Source organism: Spiribacter salinus M19-40, assembly GCF_000319575.2.
GTDB classification, from domain to species: Bacteria; Pseudomonadota; Gammaproteobacteria; order Nitrococcales; family Nitrococcaceae; genus Spiribacter; species Spiribacter salinus.
The window spans coordinates 695,896-713,993 of record NC_021291.1; the positions used below are offsets into that span (position 1 = coordinate 695,896).

At 61.3% G+C, this 18,098-nt stretch carries 18 protein-coding genes and 1 tRNA gene; 12 read left to right on the top strand and 7 right to left on the bottom strand.

The window, feature by feature from the left end; genetic code table 11:
* The first annotated feature begins 87 nt into the window (after positions 1 to 87).
* The 6 genes from SPISAL_RS03445 (at position 88) to galU (ending at position 3,851) form a co-directional block, all read left to right on the top strand.
* Positions 88 to 393, top strand: a complete 306-nt coding sequence (locus SPISAL_RS03445; RefSeq protein WP_016353079.1) for an integration host factor subunit beta — start codon at positions 88 to 90, stop codon at positions 391 to 393.
* Positions 390 to 683, top strand: coding sequence for a LapA family protein (locus SPISAL_RS03450; RefSeq protein WP_016353080.1), 294 nt, complete (start codon positions 390 to 392; stop codon positions 681 to 683). The genes SPISAL_RS03445 and SPISAL_RS03450 overlap by 4 nt, the downstream gene beginning before the upstream one ends.
* A 2-nt stretch (positions 684 to 685) precedes the next feature.
* Entirely contained in the window at positions 686 to 1,855 is a 1,170-nt protein-coding gene (gene lapB, locus SPISAL_RS03455; protein ID WP_016353081.1) for a lipopolysaccharide assembly protein LapB, read from the top strand.
* 2 nt (positions 1,856 to 1,857) lie between these two features.
* Entirely contained in the window at positions 1,858 to 2,577 is a 720-nt protein-coding gene (pyrF, locus tag SPISAL_RS03460; RefSeq protein ID WP_016353082.1) for an orotidine-5'-phosphate decarboxylase, read from the top strand.
* Positions 2,578 to 2,616: 39 nt separating this feature from the next.
* Positions 2,617 to 2,883, top strand: coding sequence for a ComEA family DNA-binding protein (locus SPISAL_RS03465; protein ID WP_016353083.1), 267 nt, complete (start codon positions 2,617 to 2,619; stop codon positions 2,881 to 2,883).
* Between the two features lie 92 nt (positions 2,884 to 2,975).
* Entirely contained in the window at positions 2,976 to 3,851 is an 876-nt protein-coding gene (gene galU, locus SPISAL_RS03470; protein ID WP_016353084.1) for a UTP--glucose-1-phosphate uridylyltransferase GalU, read from the top strand.
* Here galU and SPISAL_RS03475 read toward each other — a convergent pair whose 3' ends face one another.
* From SPISAL_RS03475 to SPISAL_RS03485, 3 genes are read right to left on the bottom strand one after another with little or no spacing between them, the layout of a single operon-like run.
* Positions 3,852 to 5,129: a hypothetical protein gene (locus SPISAL_RS03475; RefSeq protein WP_016353085.1), complete on the bottom strand. Its 1,278-nt coding sequence runs from the start codon at positions 5,127 to 5,129 to the stop codon at positions 3,852 to 3,854. It lies immediately after the preceding gene.
* Positions 5,130 to 5,143: 14 nt separating this feature from the next.
* On the bottom strand, positions 5,144 to 5,947 hold the full coding sequence (locus tag SPISAL_RS03480; RefSeq protein ID WP_016353086.1) for an outer membrane lipoprotein-sorting protein: 804 nt from the start codon (positions 5,945 to 5,947) through the stop codon (positions 5,144 to 5,146).
* Positions 5,944 to 8,544, bottom strand: coding sequence for an efflux RND transporter permease subunit (locus SPISAL_RS03485; protein ID WP_016353087.1), 2,601 nt, complete (start codon positions 8,542 to 8,544; stop codon positions 5,944 to 5,946). Before SPISAL_RS03485 ends, SPISAL_RS03480 begins: the two co-directional genes overlap by 4 nt.
* A gap of 83 nt (positions 8,545 to 8,627) precedes the next feature.
* Here SPISAL_RS03485 and SPISAL_RS03490 point away from each other — a divergent pair, with 83 nt between their 5' ends.
* From SPISAL_RS03490 to SPISAL_RS03510, 5 genes are all read left to right on the top strand, one after another.
* Positions 8,628 to 8,951, top strand: coding sequence for an ArsR/SmtB family transcription factor (locus SPISAL_RS03490; protein ID WP_016353088.1), 324 nt, complete (start codon positions 8,628 to 8,630; stop codon positions 8,949 to 8,951).
* 77 nt (positions 8,952 to 9,028) lie between these two features.
* Positions 9,029 to 10,135, top strand: a complete 1,107-nt coding sequence (locus SPISAL_RS03495) for an ABC transporter ATP-binding protein (RefSeq protein WP_016353089.1) — start codon at positions 9,029 to 9,031, stop codon at positions 10,133 to 10,135.
* 12 nt (positions 10,136 to 10,147) lie between these two features.
* Positions 10,148 to 11,038: an ABC transporter permease gene (locus tag SPISAL_RS03500; protein WP_016353090.1), complete on the top strand. Its 891-nt coding sequence runs from the start codon at positions 10,148 to 10,150 to the stop codon at positions 11,036 to 11,038.
* Entirely contained in the window at positions 11,035 to 11,841 is an 807-nt protein-coding gene (locus SPISAL_RS03505) for an ABC transporter permease (RefSeq protein WP_016353091.1), read from the top strand. Before SPISAL_RS03500 ends, SPISAL_RS03505 begins: the two co-directional genes overlap by 4 nt.
* A gap of 14 nt (positions 11,842 to 11,855) precedes the next feature.
* Positions 11,856 to 12,926: an ABC transporter substrate-binding protein gene (locus SPISAL_RS03510; protein ID WP_016353092.1), complete on the top strand. Its 1,071-nt coding sequence runs from the start codon at positions 11,856 to 11,858 to the stop codon at positions 12,924 to 12,926.
* Here SPISAL_RS03510 and SPISAL_RS03515 read toward each other — a convergent pair.
* From SPISAL_RS03515 to SPISAL_RS03525, 3 genes are all read right to left on the bottom strand, one after another.
* Entirely contained in the window at positions 12,923 to 13,735 is an 813-nt protein-coding gene (locus tag SPISAL_RS03515) for a prepilin peptidase (RefSeq protein ID WP_016353093.1), read from the bottom strand. The two genes, SPISAL_RS03510 and SPISAL_RS03515, sit on opposite strands and share 4 nt — an antisense overlap.
* Before the next feature lie 92 nt (positions 13,736 to 13,827).
* Positions 13,828 to 13,902: transfer RNA gene (locus SPISAL_RS03520), tRNA-Asn, on the bottom strand.
* A 77-nt stretch (positions 13,903 to 13,979) separates the two neighbouring features.
* A complete protein-coding gene (locus SPISAL_RS03525) occupies positions 13,980 to 15,170 on the bottom strand; it encodes a pyridoxal phosphate-dependent aminotransferase (RefSeq protein ID WP_016353094.1) in 1,191 nt (396 codons plus the stop codon).
* Positions 15,171 to 15,235: 65 nt separating this feature from the next.
* On the opposite strand from SPISAL_RS03525, the gene uvrB reads away from it, so the two are divergent.
* Positions 15,236 to 17,269 carry an excinuclease ABC subunit UvrB gene (uvrB, locus tag SPISAL_RS03530; RefSeq protein ID WP_016353095.1) on the top strand — a complete coding sequence of 678 codons (2,034 nt, stop codon included), beginning with the start codon at positions 15,236 to 15,238 and terminating at the stop codon, positions 17,267 to 17,269.
* A 15-nt stretch (positions 17,270 to 17,284) separates the two neighbouring features.
* On the opposite strand, the gene SPISAL_RS03535 is transcribed toward uvrB, so the two are convergent.
* The gene (locus tag SPISAL_RS03535) at positions 17,285 to 18,055 is read right to left on the bottom strand and encodes an SDR family NAD(P)-dependent oxidoreductase (protein WP_016353096.1); all 771 of its coding nucleotides are present in this window, start codon (positions 18,053 to 18,055) and stop codon (positions 17,285 to 17,287) included.
* Between the last annotated feature and the right edge of the window lie 43 nt (positions 18,056 to 18,098).

Here is an 18,098-nt window from a genome sequence, read left to right on the forward strand (position 1 = left end):
GATCCACGAACGAGCGCCGACCTTCGCGTGGCGGTGGTCGGCGCTCTCCGCCCTTAACAGGGCCCGTGCAGTGATGGATAGCCGTCGATGACCAAGTCGGAATTGATCGAACTTATCGCCAAAAGCCAGCAGCATCTGGCTCAGCGCGATGTTGAATTGGCGGTAAAGACTTTGCTCGAGCAAATGAGCGAAGCGCTGGCCGGTGGCGAGCGAATTGAAGTGCGGGGCTTTGGTAGCTTCTCACTTCATCATCGGCCGCCGCGAATTGGCCGCAATCCAAAAACCGGTGAGCCGGTTTCCCTGCCCGGCAAACACGTGCCCCATTTTAAGCCGGGCAAACAGATGCGTGAGCGCGTCGATGAGGGGCGTGAGCGGGAAGAGGCGCAAGGATGAAGCGTCTGGTTTGGCTGGCCCTGGCGCTGATGGTGATCGCCATCGGGCTGAGCTTTGCCATGCTGAACCCGGCCGCAACGGAACTGGATTTCTATTTTGGCCGGCTGGCCCTGCCGCTGTCGCTGTGGTTAGTCATTGCATTCGCCCTTGGTGCCTTGCTCGGCATGGTGGCCGCGGTGGGAATCATTACCAAACAGCGCTGGCAGCTTGCCCGCTTGCGTCGAGAGGTGGCCTCGTCCCGAGATGAACTCTCGGAGCTTCGCAAGCTGCCCATACGGAATAGCCCCTGACGATGCTCCAGCTCTTGTGGCTGCTGCTCCCCTTGGCAGCCCTCTCCGGCTGGTGGATAGGTCGTAGGCCCGATAAGCAGGGTCGCCAGCCAAAGGCGCTTTCGAGGGATTACTTCCAGGGCCTCAATTATCTGCTCAATGAGCAGCCCGACCAGGCGATTGAAGTCTTCATCCGCATGGTCGAACTCGACGAGGACACCGTCGAGACGCATCTCACACTCGGTAACCTGTTTCGTCGCCGTGGCGAGGCGGATCGGGCCGTTCGCATTCACCAGAACCTGATCGCGCGGCCTTCGCTTGCGCCCGAGCAGCGGGCGGCCTCCCTGGTGGAGCTGGCACGGGATTATTTCGCCGCCGGTTTGCTTGACCGTGCTGAGGCGCTTTTTCTCGAGGCCCTCGAGTTTGCTGATTACCGAGTGACGGCGTTGCAGTCGCTGCTGGATATCTACCAGCAGGAAAAGGAATGGGAAAAGGGCATCGAGACCGCCCGAAAACTGCAACGGGAAGGGCAATCCCACTGCGGCCCGATCATGGCGCAGTTTGCCTGTGAGCAGGCTGAGGCGCTCATCCGAGGCCATGGCTCGACGGCAGCGATTCGACAGGCTCTGCGTCGGGCGCTCGGCTATGATGCGCACTGTGTGCGCGCTGCGCTTCTGCAAAGCGATCTCGAACGCAACGAGGGCCGCTGGCGACCGGCGATCAAGGCCGCCCAGCGTGTTGAAGATCAGGACATAGACTATATCCCGGAGGCATTGCCCCGACTGGAAGCGGCCTATCAGGCGATCGGACAGCGTGGCGCTTTTCGCGCTGATTTGAACCGTCTGGTGCGCCGGTATCCAGGGGTTTCTGTTGTGATGAAGCTCTCTGAGCTGATTGAAGAGGACGACGGTCGCAAGGCGGCCATCGAATTCCTGGCAGAGCAGTTACGCGAGCGCCCATCCGTGCGTGGGCTTGAGCGATTGGTGGCGCTGAATATTGATGACGAGGACAGTGATCGCCGTCGTCAGCGGGATTTGCAGGTCCTGCGGGAGCTGTTCGACGCGCTGCTCGGCGATAGCCTGCCATATCGGTGTGTGGAATGCGGATTCGAGGCCCGGCAACTGCACTGGCAATGTCCCGGATGCCGGACGTGGGCCAGCATTAAGCCGCGCCGTGGTCTGCAAGGGGAGTAAATATGGTGGCTAACCCACCGATCATCGCCCTGGATTATCGGGATGTAGCCAGCGCTCGGGCGCTGGTAGAGCAATTGCCTGTGGGCGCATGCCGCCTGAAAGTGGGTAAGGAGCTTTTCGTGCGCGGCGGCCCAGCTTTGGTCGAGTCGTTTGTCGCCGATGGGTGGGAGGTCTTCTTAGATCTCAAATTTCACGATATTCCAAACACCGTCGCCGGCGCCTGCCGGGCTGCCGCCGACCTGGGTGTCTGGATGGTCAATGTCCATGCCCTCGGTGGGCTCGCCATGCTCGAGGCGGCCCGTGCGGCCATTGACCAGCGACCGCATTCCCCTTTACTGACCGCCGTTACGGTATTAACCAGTCATGATGCCGAGACGCTCGCGCAGACCGGTATAGAGGGACCGCCGGAAGCCGCCGTCCTGCGACTGGCCCGGTTGGCCTTTGAGGCGGGCCTGGATGGTGTTGTTTGTTCGGCTTGGGAGGCCGACGCGATCCGGCAGACCTTCGGCGAGGACTTTCGTCGTGTCACGCCCGGGGTTCGCCCCTCGGGTCGTGGCGATGACGATCAACGGCGGGTGGTGACACCGCAAGCAGCGATGGCGGGTGGGTCAACGGATCTCGTGATCGGCCGTCCGATAACACAAGCCGCTGATCCAATGGCGGCGCTGGTGGCGATCCAGAATGAGATGCAGATCACGGAAGGACCGCCAACGTCGCCCTAGTCTTCGAGACTCCATCACTGGAGTACCAAGGAGACTATGATGATTTTTCGATCGATCACCGCCGCTGCACTCCCATTATTGCTCGTCACTTCCCTGGCGGTCGCCAGCAGCGCGTCTGTCAACATCAACGAAGCGGACGCGGAGGGTCTGCAGGCTCTGGTTGGGGTTGGCCCAGCGACGGCGGCGGCCATCATTCAGGACCGAGCGGATAATGGCCCGTACGAATCGGCAGAGGCACTGACGCGTGTCAACGGGATCGGCGTGGTAACGCTGGATGCCATTCGCGAGCAGATCACGCTCGAGTGAGGCTGGTCGGGCCGTCAAACCTGACAGGCTTGGCGGCCCCGGTTAAAATCAGGCGCTAACACACTGATCCGTCTCTTGGAGTGTAGCGGTTGATGGCAAAACGTATTCGCAAGGCAGTCTTCCCCGTCGCCGGACTGGGCACGCGGTTTCTCCCAGCCACCAAGGCGAATCCGAAAGAGATGCTGCCGGTGGTGGATAAACCACTGATTCAGTATGCCGCCGAGGAGGCCGTCAAAGCGGGTATCGAGACGCTGATCTTTGTGAATGGGCGCAACAAGCGCAGCATTCCTGATCATTTCGACAAGGCCTATGAGCTCGAAACCGAGCTTGAAGAACAGGGCAAGATGGAGCGCCTCGAGGCCGTGCGCAACATCGTTCCCTCGCATGTCGCCTGCATCTACATCCGGCAGTCTGAAGCGTTGGGGCTGGGCCATGCAGTCATGTGCGCCGAGCCAGCGGTTGGTGATGAGCCGTTTGCGGTCATTCTCGCCGATGATTTGATTGATGATGGCGACGGCGATGGATGCCTCGCGCAAATGGTGGCCCGCTATGACGAGCAGGTTGCCAGCATCCTCGGTGTGCAGCGCGTACCGCATGATCAGGTGGATCGCTATGGCGTGGTCGATGTCGAGCCCGTAGCCGAGCGGCTGGGCCAGCTCAAGGGCATTGTCGAAAAGCCCGATCCGGCGGACGCACCTTCTGATCTCGGCGTGGTCGGCCGCTATATCCTTAACTCGAGCATCTTCAACAAGCTCCGCCAGACCCGGCCGGGCTCCGGCGGCGAAATCCAGCTGACGGATGCCCTCGATGCCCTACGTCAGGACGAGCCGGTGCTGGCCTACGAGTTCATCGGGACCCGTTATGACTGTGGCGACAAGCTTGGTTATCTTCAGGCGACCGTTGAATACGGCCTGAAACACCCAGAGCTGGGGCCCGCGTTTGCCGAATACCTTGCACAGCGCGGCTGATCAAAAGCTGTAGCGAAGCCGGGTGTACAGGTTGCTGTTGTCTTCCAGCTGGGTATGAAAGGTCCACTCGTCTTCACCGCCGAACAGATTCCCACCCACGGTTCCAAATAGCCGGTCACTGAAGCGGTACCGAGCGCGGGGCCGCAAGTAGTAGTCCTCGTCAGAGGGCGAGACGAAGCTGAACAGCGACAGCGTGAGGTCCTGCTGCATTAGCTGCCAGGTGATGCGATTGGTGATCAGGTGGCGATACTCATCCGGCGCGTAGGGGCGCTGCGCATCTGGCGTGGCGGCGACCAACGCGTCGTGGTCCTGGGTCCACTCAAGATAGTACTGCCAGCCAAGGGTCAGGTTGCCAACAGGTTCATGTGTAAACCCGGCGAGGAAGCGAAGCTGGTCTTCCTCGGCGTCATACCATGCCGTCTCCAGATTGCCGATGCCCTGTCCAATCGGTCGGCGCACGCTCGCGCCAAAGGCGTTCAAGCGCGGAAAGTAGGGCGTTTGACTGTTCGGGTCCTGACCGCTCGGCTGTTTTTCATAGCCGCTATAGGCGTAGCCGGCGTACTCGGTGCCGTTCACTGTCTGGTAGACGCGCAGCGCGAATTCGCTATCGTCCACAAGTTCGTCGCGGTCGACCGGGTCCACGCGTGTGCTGGTGCGCTGGCCGGCCTGCGGTGAGAAGTAGGATAGCCGCTCGCCTTCGATGTACCGATTCGGCTGTGCAACCGGCATCCACACCACTTCAACGTTAACCGGCCCATACCAGGACAACCGCAAGGCATCGCTTGGGGCTTTCAGGTATTCGTCATCACGGCCATTAAAAAACGAGACGTAGTCTTTGGGGAAGAGATCATTGAGGAATACGAGATCGCCCGTGCCCCAGGTCAGGGTCTGACGGCCCGCCTTCACGTCGATTTGATCCGTCACCGTCCCGGAAAGCGTTGCCTCCCGCAGATCACCCCGGCCGCCATCTTCAATACCATCGGCCCAGACATCCGCTTTGAGCACGGCTTCAAAGCGCCCGAATTGACGCTCACCCTCCAGTTGGGCACGCAGCTCACTCAGGGTCGCGTCTTCCTCCAGCGTGGGATCGTTTTGGGTTCGTCCGGCATACGCACCCTCGATAAACCCGTACCACTGCCAGCCTTCTGGCTCCTCCGCCCATGGTTCATCCCCCCAATCGTCGCCATTTTCCCACGGGTCAGCCTCGGTCTGTGCCGGTGCGGGCCCGACAACAGCCAGGGTAATGATCAGGGTCGATAACCAGTGGCGTGTCTTCATCGTCGGCCTCCCAGCTACCGGCGCAGCCACTCGCGGGGCGGATTGCGCAGCGAGCGCTCGCTGAAAATATTGTCCGGCAATCCAACGTCATACTCGGAGTAACGGAACTGGGTGATGGTCTCGCCACCACTGTCGAGGTCCTGCATGCGGACTTCGGTACCGGTGGGATAACCATCGATCGTCTCGACCTCCGTGACTTCCATACGGCGGTAGATTTCACCGGACTCCCGCTGATAGGCCGTGCGCATGGGCAAGAGGGTGTCCCGATCAATCCAGCTGCGATAGCGGGCAAATTCCACGTTGTCAGGGTCTCGCGGGGTGCTCTCGATAACGTAATAGGCTTCCGTTGTCTCAACGAGCTCATGGCGGTCCTCGCCAGTGCCTCGACCGGAGATATCCTCATAATAGAAATGTGAACCAACGAAACTGGTGCGTTTATCACCTGAGGAGATCCGTTTAACCAGGTCGAGGCCGGGCAGATAAAGCCAACGGTCATCGGAATCGCCGACCTGCTTTTCCACCCGGAAGACGGTGCCGCGGATATCCGCCGGCCGGCTGAACACCACGAGGTAGCGTTGATCGCCGCCGTCTTCGACATCCTTTCTCAGTAGAGTGAACTGGCGACGCTGGCGATTACCGTCATCATCAGCGATCAGCATTCGGGCGGCGGATCGGCCGTCGTCGCCCGCGTAATACGAGGCCTCGTTAGCCGCCTCGACGATCGCTACCGGGTCGGTCATGGTCTCGGCGAATGCCGGCACCGTGATGAGCGCGAGACTCAGGGCGGCGGCGCCGGTGTATAGCGTACGTGATTTCATGGTGTGTCCTCCGAAGGGGTATCGCTCGCCGGGTGCGTATCCGGCATGAGCCTGTTGCGCATCAGCCTCAGCAGGGCAGGTAACAGGATGATCGAGGCGAGGGCAGAGGCTGCCATGATGCTCGCCAGAAAGATCCCGACCGTGTTGTAGGGCACAAGCGGCGCGGCCAGCAGCGGCAAGAAGCCGACCGCGATGACGATCGCATTGCGACTGATCGCGCGCGCCGGCTCTTTGAACATGCGCCGCATCGTTTCCGTGAAGTTCCCAGTCAGCCGATAGGTCTCACGGCTGCGCTCGATAAAGTGAATGGCAAAGTCCACCGACAGCCCGAGCGTGAGCGAGGAGAGCACCGCAATGGGCATGTCGTAGTACTTGCCGATCAGGCCCACTACGCCGTAAATAAGCGCAATACTCACGGTGAGCGGCACCATGGCCAATAGGCCAAAGATCACCGAGCGGAACAGAATCAGCATCATGAAAGCGACCATCACCCAGGCGATGGCCAGGCTCTGGGCCATGCCTTTCACCATGGCGTCCTGCCAGACCACGTTAATGTAGTTCAGGCCGCCCCAGCTCATCGAAACGCCGTCTGGCAACGGATTGTCCGCGATGTACGCCTCGGTGCGATCGACCACCGCCTCCATGTCCTGGTTGTCACCGCTGCTGAGCTGTAACCAGAGGTTGGTGGCCTGATAATCAGGCGTCACTGTGCGCCAGAGATCCTGCGGTCGGTGTGATCCCTGGAAGCTCAGAATGGTCTGGGCGACGGCCTGTCGGCTCTCCGGGATGCGATAGTCACTGTCCTCGCCCCTGCGTAGCTCCCGATAGACAGTCCGCACGAGGTCGGCAAGCGTGTTGACCTTGCCCACTTCCTCGCTCTCGACAAGATGATCCTGCAAGCCAGCGATGTAATCCAGTGCGGCCGGTCGCTTGAAGTAGTTGAGGTCACCCCGTGCATCATCGACCAGGGTCAGCATGTCCTCCCAGAATGGATAGGCGGCGTCACTGGCGGCGAACATCTCATCCTCGACGGCCAGGCTGATTTCCTCGAGCTGCCTGTCGAAGTCCTCGGTTTTGGACTCGACATCCCCGCGAAGGCGCTGCCAGGTCTGTGTGATGTCCAGACCCGCCGCCTCGGCCTCGGCGAGGCGCTCGTCGACCCGGGTCTCAAATCGCGAGGGCGCCTCATCGCCGACATCAGAGGACAGGCGCAGGTAGGCGCTGTAGGTGCCGGCAAAGTGCTCATTCAATACGCGGTCGGCCACACGAATCGGGTGATCCGACTGGAACCAGCGCACGGGGTTGTCGTTGACGGTGATCTGGCTGATGCCATAGGCCGCGAGGCCAAGACTGGCTGCGAAGATCAGCACAACGGCATGGGCGTGGCCAATGGCGAGGCGGCCAACCGCACTGAGTCCGCGCGCAAGTCGGGTGTCATCCGGCGCGCGTCGCCGCCCAGCGCTGCTCAGTGACGCCAGTCGCGCCGGCCCGAGGACCGCGGCATAGGCTGGAATGAATAGAATGGTGAGGACAAAGGCAAGCAGAATGCCACCCGCGACGAACAGCCCAAAGACTTGAACCGGTGGTATCGGCGTGAACGCAAGGGAGGCGAATCCGATCGCTGAGGTGACCGAGGTGTAGAGCATGGGCGTGAATAAATGGCCCATGACCTCTTTCATGGTTTCCCGCGCGCCGCGCTCCGGCCGGTAGCGATCGGCAAACTCCGAGATGATATGCACCGAGTCCACCACAGCGATCGGCATGAGAAAGATGGGAATCATTGAGCTCATGATGTGCACGGTGTACCCCATCCCAATCAGCGTCCCCACCGTGGTGAGCACGACGGCGAACGCCATCAGCATGGGCGCGATCACCAGGGTGACTGAGCGGAAGAACCACCACATCAATGCGAAGATCACCAGCGCGGCAAGCGGTGCGGAAATGGCCATCTGGATGAACATCTCCACCCCGAAGGTATCCTCAGCCACTGGCAGCCCGGTGATGTGGTGGGTGTCTGTAACATCCAGATCAGCGATCAGTGATCGGATTTCGCCGGCAATCCGGTAACTCTGGTCCTTGGCCTCGATCGGGACATAGAGCGCGGTCGCCTCGCCATCGCCCGAAACGAGTGTGTCGCGGTACAAGGGCAGATCGAGGGTGTTGTCACGCACATCCCGTGCGGCCTGTGCGTCAGCCGGTGGGCGGTTCATCATCCATTCAAAACGGATGGTGCCTGGGCCCGCCTGCTCGATGTTGTCCACCGTGGCCAGCGAGAGCAGATCCTGCCGAATCACCCCGTCGATCTCGGCAATGCCCTCACTCAGGCGATGCACGCCCTCCAGCGAGCGAGGATTGAAGACGCCCTGCTCATGCGACTCATTCACCACCCCCACCACGATCATGTCGTGGAGGTTGAACTGATCCTTTATCACGTTGTGGCGTACGCGATCCGCCTGCTCTGCCGGGAGCATATTCTCGGGATCGGTATCGATCTCGATGAGTGGAATCAGCGCGGTCCCGATCAGCGTGAGAATCAGCGTGGTGAGAAACACGACGCGCGGGTGGTGCATGGCCAGCGTGGCGAGTCGGCGACCCATGAGTGCTCCTGTCAGGTTTTTATTTACTATATGCGTGCATACTCATATAGTAAAGACGACAAGCGTGTTTGAGGGTTGCCGTCATGGCGCAAAACAAGTCCATGGAGCTGATCGCGCAGTACTTCCGGGTACTTGGCGATGCGCAGCGGCTGCGGATACTGCATTGCCTGCGCTCGGGGGAGCATACGGTGGGGCAAATCGCCGAGTTGACCGGCGCGAATCAGTCGAACGTCTCGAAGCACCTGGCGCTGTTGCGCTCCAGTGGGCTGGTGGGACGCCGCCAGGAGGGCAATCGCGCGTGGTTCGGTATCACCGCGCCGTTTATCTTCGAGCTTTGCGAGATTGTGTGCGACGGGGCTCGCGAGCGCCTCGAACACGAGCGCTCGCAGCTTGCGCTGATCGATTAACCGTCTCTTGCCCGAGTGCCGTCAGATTTCGGAGTTGCGTTATACTGACCGGCTAACGCGCTTCGGAGACGATGCCAATGACCGTGCAGAGTCCATTCGCGGGCGCCTCGACCCGGCCCGAAACCGAGGCTCAGCCCGCCCGGGCGGCCTCCTCGATCCGTATTGAGGGACTGAGTAAGTCGTTCGATGGGGCGGTTAGTGCGCTCAGCGACATTACGCTCGAGATCAATCCCGGTGAGTTTTTCACGCTCCTTGGGCCTTCTGGATGTGGAAAGACCACGCTGCTCCGTCTCCTTGCCGGGCTTGAGTCGCCAGATGCGGGCACGATTTATATTGGCGACCAGCCGATGGCCGGCGTTCCGGCGCACCGCCGCAGCGTCAACACGGTTTTCCAGTCTTATGCGCTTTTCCCCCATCGGAATGTTCGGCGCAACATTGCGTTTGGCCTGCAGATGCGTGGCACGGATGCTGCAGAGATCGATCGTCGCGTCGAGGCCATGGCCGCTTTAATCGGCATTGAATCCTTACTCGAGCGCGGTGTGCATCAACTCTCCGGGGGGCAGCGTCAGCGGGTGGCTCTCGCCCGTGCACTGGTTAACGAACCTGATGTCCTGCTGCTTGATGAACCGCTATCGGCCTTGGATGCGGGGCTGCGCGGCCGCCTGCAGGTCGAACTCAAACGCCTGCAGGATCAACTCGGTATGACCTTCGTGTTCGTGACCCACGATCAGGAAGAGGCGATGGTCATGAGTGATCGCATGGCCGTCCTCGATGGTGGCGAAATTGCCCAGGTGGGAACGCCACAGGCGATTTATGAGCAACCCAGTGACCTCTTTGTCGCCCGTTTCATGGGCCATGAAAACCTCCTGCCGATTACCCACCAAGACGATGAGGGGATCGAGACCGCCCTAGGGCGGATTGAGGGTGTTTTCACCGCGGGAAGCCACCTCCTGTTGCGGCCTGAGGCCCTGAAACTGCACGCGACTCCGCAGGCAGCGCGTCCGCATTTTGAGGCGCAAGTCATCGAGTGCCTTTACCGTGGACCGGTGACCGACTATCGGTTGCGTTGCGGAGAGGCCCAAATCGCCGTGCGCTGCGGTAACGAAGGTCAACGGCGGCCCGGCGTGGGTGAAACCGTTCAGGTGGAGGTTGCCCCGGCGGGCACCGCCACTTTGCAGGGCTGAGGCCGACATCCGTTGCTGAAATCCGCTCGAGACAGCCTCCATCTGCTGGCTATCGTCGCGCCAGGGGCGCTTTTTATCGTCGTGTTTCTGGTGCTGCCGAGCCTCTATCTCATGGGGATGGCTTTTACGAGCACGGGGCCCTCGGGTCTTCCCGCATTGCCGTTCAGTCTGCAGGCGTTCCGCGAGCTTGCCGGGTTCGGTTTTCTTGGCTGGAGTCCGGGTAACCTCTACACGCTGTTGCGGTCGGTCTGGCAGACATTTCTGGCAACGGCGCTGGTCATCCTGCTGGCTTATCCCGCGGCCTATTACATCGCCTCCCGCCCGACCCGTTGGCGACCGCTGCTGTTGCTGGCCGTCGTGGTGCCGTCCTGGACAAATCAGGTGATCCGCTCAGTTGGGTGGATGAATCTCTTCGCTCCGGGAACACCCATCTCCGATTTTGCGGTGCTGATCGGGCTGACCGAGCCACGGATGGGGCTGTTTCCCTCTCAGTTCGCGGTGATCGTGGGGTTGGTCTATAACTTTCTGCCGTTCATGGTGCTGCCGCTCTATGCCGCGTTTGAGCGGCTTGATCATGCCCAGGTTGAGGCGGCGCGTGATCTGTTCGCCTCACCGCTCGCGGTGTTTCGGCATGCGGTGTTCCCGCAGACCCTGCCCGGATTGATGGCCGGTACCGTTTTGGTGGCCATTCCCGCATTCGGTATGTACGTGGTTACCGAGCTGCTCGGCGGCGGCAAGGCGACGATGATCGGCAACCTCGTCGCGCGGCAGTTCGCCGATGCGACCAACTGGCCCCTGGGCGCGGCCGGCGCCATTCTCATGATCTTGGCGACGGTCGGCGGGCTTTGGGTGCTCCGGCGACTCGGTCGACGGCTCGGCGGCGATCGGGAGGTTGTCCTATGAGCGCGACGCTAGAGCGCAGCCTGCGGGCATTCTGGATTGTGTTGATGGTGTTTCTGTATGCGCCACTGGCCGTCGTGGTGTTTTTTTCATTTAACGCGATCAATTCCTCGGCCCGCTTTGCCGGCTTTTCACTGCGCTGGTACGAACGGCTGTTCAGCAATGAGGCGATCCTTTCAGCGCTGGCAAACACGGCGATCCTGGCCACCACATCGACCGTGCTCGGCGTGGCCATCGGTTTGCTACTGGGTTATGGGCTTTATCGCTATCGGCATCGCCGGCTGGCCTGGCTTATCTGGTTGATTTATCTGCCGGTGATCATGCCGGATATTGTGTTCGGGCTATCGGAGATGACGTTTTTCGTCACCCTGGATCAGCGCTTCGGCATCTTGAGCCCGGGGCTCGGCACCATGGTCATCGCACACGTGACCTTTCAGGTACCGTTTGTTGCCTTGCTGGTGCATGCACGCTTGCTCTCGCTCGACCCACAGCTTTTCGAGGCCTGTCACGACCTGTATGCGAGTCCTTGGCAGCGGGCGCGCTTTTTCATCCTGCCCGTACTGACGCCGGCGATCGTGGCGAGCCTGCTGCTGGCGCTCACGCTGTCGATTGATGATTTTGTGATCAGCTTCTTTACCGCGGGCCCGGATAGCACCACACTCCCGATTTACATTTGGAGTGCGATCAAAAAAGGCGTTACCCCCGAGGTGAATGCCATTGCCACGCTGATGATTGTCGGCGTTTTCCTGGTGGCGTTAAGCAGCCTTGTGTTGCAGCGGCGCCCCGATCCGTCAGATCCATCGTAAGGGAGATCCATGCAATGACCGCTCGTATCGCTTGCCGCTGCTTCATGCTCCTCAGCCTGTTGGTGCCATTGGCCTCTGTCTCGGCTGAGGACGCCGATACGCTGTACCTGTTTAATTGGTCGCAGTACATGGACCCTTCCATTATCGAGGCGTTTGAAGCCGAGCATGAGGTTGAAGTGGTAGAGAACTACTTCAACTCGAACGGGGAGATGTTCTCAAAGCTGCAGGCGGGCGGGGTGAGTCAGTACGACGTGGTTGTGCCCTCGAACTACTACGTGCCCCGGTTGATTGAGAGCGACCTGGTTCAGCGCCTGGACAAAGCGCAGATTCCGAACCTTGATAACTTGATGGAAACGTTTATTGACCCGGCGTATGACCCGGGCAATGACTACTCCGCTGCCTATCAATGGGGCACCACCGGGCTGGTCTATGACCGCAGCGCGCTTGGCGAGCAGCCAGCAAGCTGGTCTGTGCTGTTCGATCCCGATGTTAATCCTGACGCGCCGTTTGCGGTGCCGGAGGATGGCCAGGTCACCCTGGGCGCGGCCTGTGCGTATCTGGGCCACGGTTATGACTGCACTGATCGTGATGCACTGGAGGAGGCAGCTCGACTGGTGCTGGATGCCAAGGCGCGGGATAACTTCGCTGGGTTTATCCAGGGCACGCCCGTGCTCCAGCAGCTTGTACGTGGATCGGTCAGTGCCGGGATGACCTTCAATGGCGACTATTTTTATCTGAAGGAAGAGGATCCCGAGGGGTTTGCCGACATTGAGTTCGTGATCCCGGAAGAGGGGGCGGAGATCTGGGTCGACACCATGATGATTCCGGCCGATGCCCCGAATCCTGAGCTCGCCCACGCCTTCATCAACTTCATCCTGGATGCGGAAGTGGGGGCACAGCTGTCGAACTGGAACTACTACTCGAGCCCGAATGCGGCAGCGTTACCGCTGCTGAATGAAGTGCTCCAGGCGCCGCCGATCTCACCCACTGATGAGACAATGGAGACGCTGGCGTTCACCCCAAGCCTCATGGGCGATGAGCTGCAGTTTCTCCAGCAGATCTGGCGCGAGGTCGAGTCTCGCTAGCCGAGTACCGGCAGGACGCCGCCGGTCATCGCTGTCAGCCATCCCCCAAGAGCTAAGTAGGGCCCGAAGGGGATGGCCTGACCGGCCTCGAGGCGCCGGGTGATCAGACCAACCAGTGCTACGAGCAGGGCGGCGAGTGATGCGAGGAGGGCAGTGGTGATCAGTCCCTCGGGGCCGGTCCACGCGCCGATCATGGCAAAGAGCTTGAAATCACCGAAACCCATGCCATCGCGCCCGCGCAAGCGCCCATATCCCGCGTTGATCAGCCACAGGGCGCTATATCCGGCCGCTGCGCTAAGGATAGCGAGTGCGGGTGAGGTCAGTGCCGCCGGTGTGAGGCTCAATAGCAGTCCCAGCCACAGGCCGGAAAGCGTCAGGCTGTCGGGCAGTAGCTGGGTTTCGAAGTCGATGACGGCAAGGGCCAGTAACCACCACGTAAAGATCAGTAGGCCAGCGGCGCTTGCCGTCACCCCAAACTGCAGCACCACGGCCACGGTGACAGCAGCGCCCAGCAACTCCGTGATCGGGTAGCGAGCGCTGATGGCAGCATGGCAGTCGCGGCAGTGCCCTTTCAGGCGCAAGTAGCTGAGGATGGGGACGTTGTCAGCGATGCGAATCGGGTGATGGCATGCAGGACAACGCGACCCGGGCCAGGCAATACCAGGCGGCCGAACGCCAGAATCTGCGGGCGGCGTGTCAGGCGCTTGTGCCCAGTCATAAGCGAGCCGGGCAGGTATCCGGGAAGCCACCACGTTGAGAAAACTGCCAACGATGGCACCAAAAAGGCATGCGCTTAGAATTAACGTCATTGCGGGTTCTTTACTCGCGACACCGGCTCTGATTTGCAGAGCGTATCGGATCTCGAGCGAGCGTGGTGTGATGACGTTATCAGTCGAAAGATTGGCTCCCCGGGACGGATTCGAACCGCCGACCCAGTGATTAACAGTCACTCGCTCTACCGCTGAGCTACCGGGGAAATGACGCTGTCATCGAAGCGCGTAGTGTAGCGCCTCGGGCCGCGCCGTCAACCGACGCGGCCTGCAAGCACCGCTCCTACACGCGGCCAAACACGCCCTCGAGGCGGTCCATGGCCTTTTCAAGGTTCTCCATGCTCGTGGCATAGGAGATCCGCATGTGGCCAGGCAGGCCAAAGGCGGTGCCAGGCACCAACGCGACGTTCGCCTCACCAATCAGGTACTCGGCAAGCGCCGTGTCATTCTCTACCCCATCCAGTGCGGCGATGGCACCGCTGACGTTCGGATAGGCGTAGAACGTGCCATCGCCCACAATGCAGCTCACGCCCTGCATGGCATTCAAACGCTCGACCACATAGTCGTGGCGCTCACGAAAGGCCTTGACCATGGGCCCGATGACCGACTGATCGCCATCGAGGGCAGCCACGGATGCCGCCTGCGAGATGGAGCTGGCATTGGATGTGCTCTGCGACTGGATCTTTTTCATGGCGCCGATGACTGGCGCGGGACCCGCCGCGTACCCGATACGCCAGCCCGTCATGGCATAGCCCTTGGAGACGCCATTCACCACCACCGTGCGCTCAGTGAGATCGGGACAGGCCATGACGATGTTGGCGAAGCCCTCGTCGGTCCAGAGGATTTCCTCGTAGATGTCATCGCTGGCGATCACAACATCGGGGTACCGTCGAAGCACCTCGCCGAGGGCCTCGAACTCGGCGCGGGAGTAGGCGCTGCCCGTCGGGTTCGAGGGGCTGTTCAGCACGACGATGCGGGTGCGATCGGTGATCGCTGCATCGAGCTGATCTGGCGTGATCTTGAAGCGCTGGGACTGGTCCGCTTCCACCACCACCGGTGTGGCGCCGGCGAGCAGGGCCATATCCGGATATGACACCCAGTACGGCGCGGGGATCACCACCTCATCGCCCTCATCGAGCAGGGCCATGAACAGGTTGTAGAGACTCTGCTTGGCCCCGGAGGAGACAAGGATCTGGTTCGCCTCATAGTGCAGCCCGTTGTCCCGCTCGAACTTGGCCTGAATGGCTTTTTTCAGGGCCGGGGTGCCGTCAACGGCGGTGTAGCGGGTCTGGCCCGCACGAATCGCCTCAATGGCCGCGGCGCTGATATGCTCCGGGGTGTCGAAGTCGGGTTCGCCGGCGCCCAGGCCGATGATGTCGTGACCGGCGGCGCGCATTTCCGCGGCCCGGGCCGTGACGGCCATGGTGGGCGAGGGCTTGACGCGCTGAACGCGCTCGGCAAGTTGAATATCCAAGGATCGCCTCCATTTCTTGATCTCTGCGTAGATGATACGCCAAACCGGAACAGGCCTGCATTGCCATGACCGACGAAACACGCCATTTCAGGCTCGAAAGCGAGTTCGAACCGGCTGGAGATCAGCCGACCGCCATTGCCTCGCTGGCTGACAGTTTGCGCGCTCGCGGCGATCATCAGACGTTGCTCGGTGTCACCGGCTCGGGCAAGACTTTCACGATGGCGAGCCTGATCGCCCAGGAGCAGCGCCCCGCCGTCATTCTGGCGCCGAACAAGACGCTGGCCGCGCAGCTGTATGGCGAGATGAAGGCGTTCTTCCCGGACAATGCCGTGGAGTATTTCGTCTCCTATTACGATTACTATCAGCCCGAGGCCTATGTGCCGTCCTCGGACACCTTCATTGAAAAAGACGCCTCGGTGAACGAGCACATCGAGCAGATGCGCCTGTCGGCCACCAAGGCCATCCTGGAGCGCCGTGACACCATCATCGTGGCCTCGGTGTCCTCGATTTACGGTCTCGGTGACCCGAGCGCTTACCTCAAGATGGTCCTGCATCTTACCCAGGGCGAGCAGGTGGATCAGCGCCGCATCCTGCGCCGCCTCGCCCAACTCCAGTACGCCCGTAACGACCATGACTTCTCCCGCGGCACTTACCGCGCCCGGGGCGATGTGATCGACATCTTCCCGGCGGAGTCCGAGGACGAGGCGGTGCGCGTCGAGCTCTTCGATGACGAGGTGGAGAGCCTCGCCTGGTTCGACCCGCTCACCGGCGAGGTGCTGCGGCGGGTGCCACGGCTTACGATCTACCCGAAATCCCATTACGTAACCCCGCGGGAGACGGTCCTGGAGGCCGTGGAGAAGATCAAGGTTGAGCTCAAGGAGCGGCTCGACGAGCTGCAGAAGGCCGGCCGACTCCTCGAAGCACAGCGCTTGGAGCAGCGCACCCAGTTCGATCTCGAGATGATGAAGGAGCTTGGCTACTGCAACGGCATCGAGAACTACTCGCGGTATCTGTCCGGGCGTGGCCCGGGAGAGCCGCCACCGTGCCTGTTCGACTACGTGCCTGAGGATGCCATTCTTTTTATCGACGAATCCCACGTCACCGTCAGTCAGGTGGGCGGGATGTATCGCGGTGACCGCGCGCGAAAGGAGACCCTGGTCGAATACGGCTTTCGCCTGCCCTCAGCGCTCGACAATCGGCCGCTCAAGTTCGAGGAATTTGATGACATCGCGCCGCAGCGGATTTACGTGTCCGCCACCCCGGGGCCTTACGAACAGAAACACTCCACTGTCGTCGCTGAGCAGGTGGTGCGGCCGACCGGGCTCGTGGACCCCGCTGTCGAGGTGCGCCCGGCGGGCACGCAGGTGGATGACGTGCTCGGTGAGATCCGCGAGCGCAGCGATGCCGGCGAGCGGGTTCTGGTCACCACGCTCACCAAGCGGATGTCGGAGGATTTGACGGAGTATCTTTCCGAGAATGGGGTGCGGGTGCGCTACCTCCACTCGGATATCGATACCGTCGAGCGCACGGAGATCATTCGTGACCTGCGCCTGGGCGAATTTGACGTGCTGGTGGGGATTAACCTGTTGCGCGAGGGGCTCGATATCCCCGAAGTCTCACTGGTCGCGATACTGGATGCCGACAAGGAGGGCTTCCTGCGCGCGGAGCGCTCGCTTATCCAGACCATCGGGCGTGCGGCGCGCAACGTCAATGGCCGGGCAATCCTCTATGCCGACGTGATCACCGACTCCATGCGCCGGGCGATGGATGAAACCGAGCGGCGTCGGGAAAAGCAGGTCGCGCACAATACCGAACATGGCATCACGCCTCAGGGTATTCGCAAGGCCATTGCCGATGTCATGGAGCGGGGCGGCGCGAGTGCGCCAGATACCGCCGAGCACTATGCCGAGGTCGCCGAGGAGGCAAAGGCCTACGCCGATCTGACCACGGCTCAAGCGGTCAAGCGGATCAAGGAACTCGAGCAGAAAATGCACCAGCATGCCCGCAACCTCGAGTTCGAGGAGGCAGGCAAGCTGCGTGATGAGATCAAGCGCCTACAGCGGCATGCCTTGGGCGAGCCCGCGCGGAATACAGCCTAGCCCCAGAGGCTAAGCTCAGTCGCGATCAATCGCGAACGGGGACCATGCTTGGCGTGTGGCCATAATCTCCATGCGGTTGATGTTGACGTGTTCCGGCAGTGTCGCCACATGGAAGATCTGCGCGGCAACGTCTTCCGGCTGCAACGGATCCGTGCCCGAATAAAGGCGGTCTGAGGCGCTTTGATCCCCCTTGGTGCGCACCAGCGTGAACTCGGTCTGTGACAGGCCGGGCGCCACATCGGTCACGCGAACGCCGGTTCCCAGCAGGTCGCAACGCAGGTTGTAGCTGAACTGCTCGACAAAGGCCTTCGATGCGCCGTAGACATGGCCGCCGGGATACGGCCATTGCCCGGCCACGGACCCCAGGTTAACGATGCTGGCGCCCTTGCCGGTGCGAATCAGCGCCGGGAGCAGGGCGTGGGTGACGTTGACCAGGCCCGTGATGTTGGTGTCGATCATCGTGTGCCAGTCCGCCAGATCAACACTCTGCGAAGGTTCTGGCGCGAGGGCGAGGCCGGCGTTATTCACCAGACAGGTGATATTGGCAAACGCGGCGGGCAGATCGGCCACCACCTTTTGGACCGCGTCGCTATCGCGCACGTCCAGGGTGGCGATATGGATGTCGGCGCCGTCGTTGCGCAAACGGGTTGCCAACGCCTCCAGGCGCTCGGTGCGGCGGCCTGTCGCAACGACTCGCCAGCCTGCGGCGGCAAAACGCTCGGCCGTGGCCCGGCCGAATCCCGAGGTGGCCCCGGTAATGAAAACGGTCTGCTGATGGTCGGTCACTCGATCTCTCCTTTTTTGTTGTGTGGCGGCAATGTACCCCGTT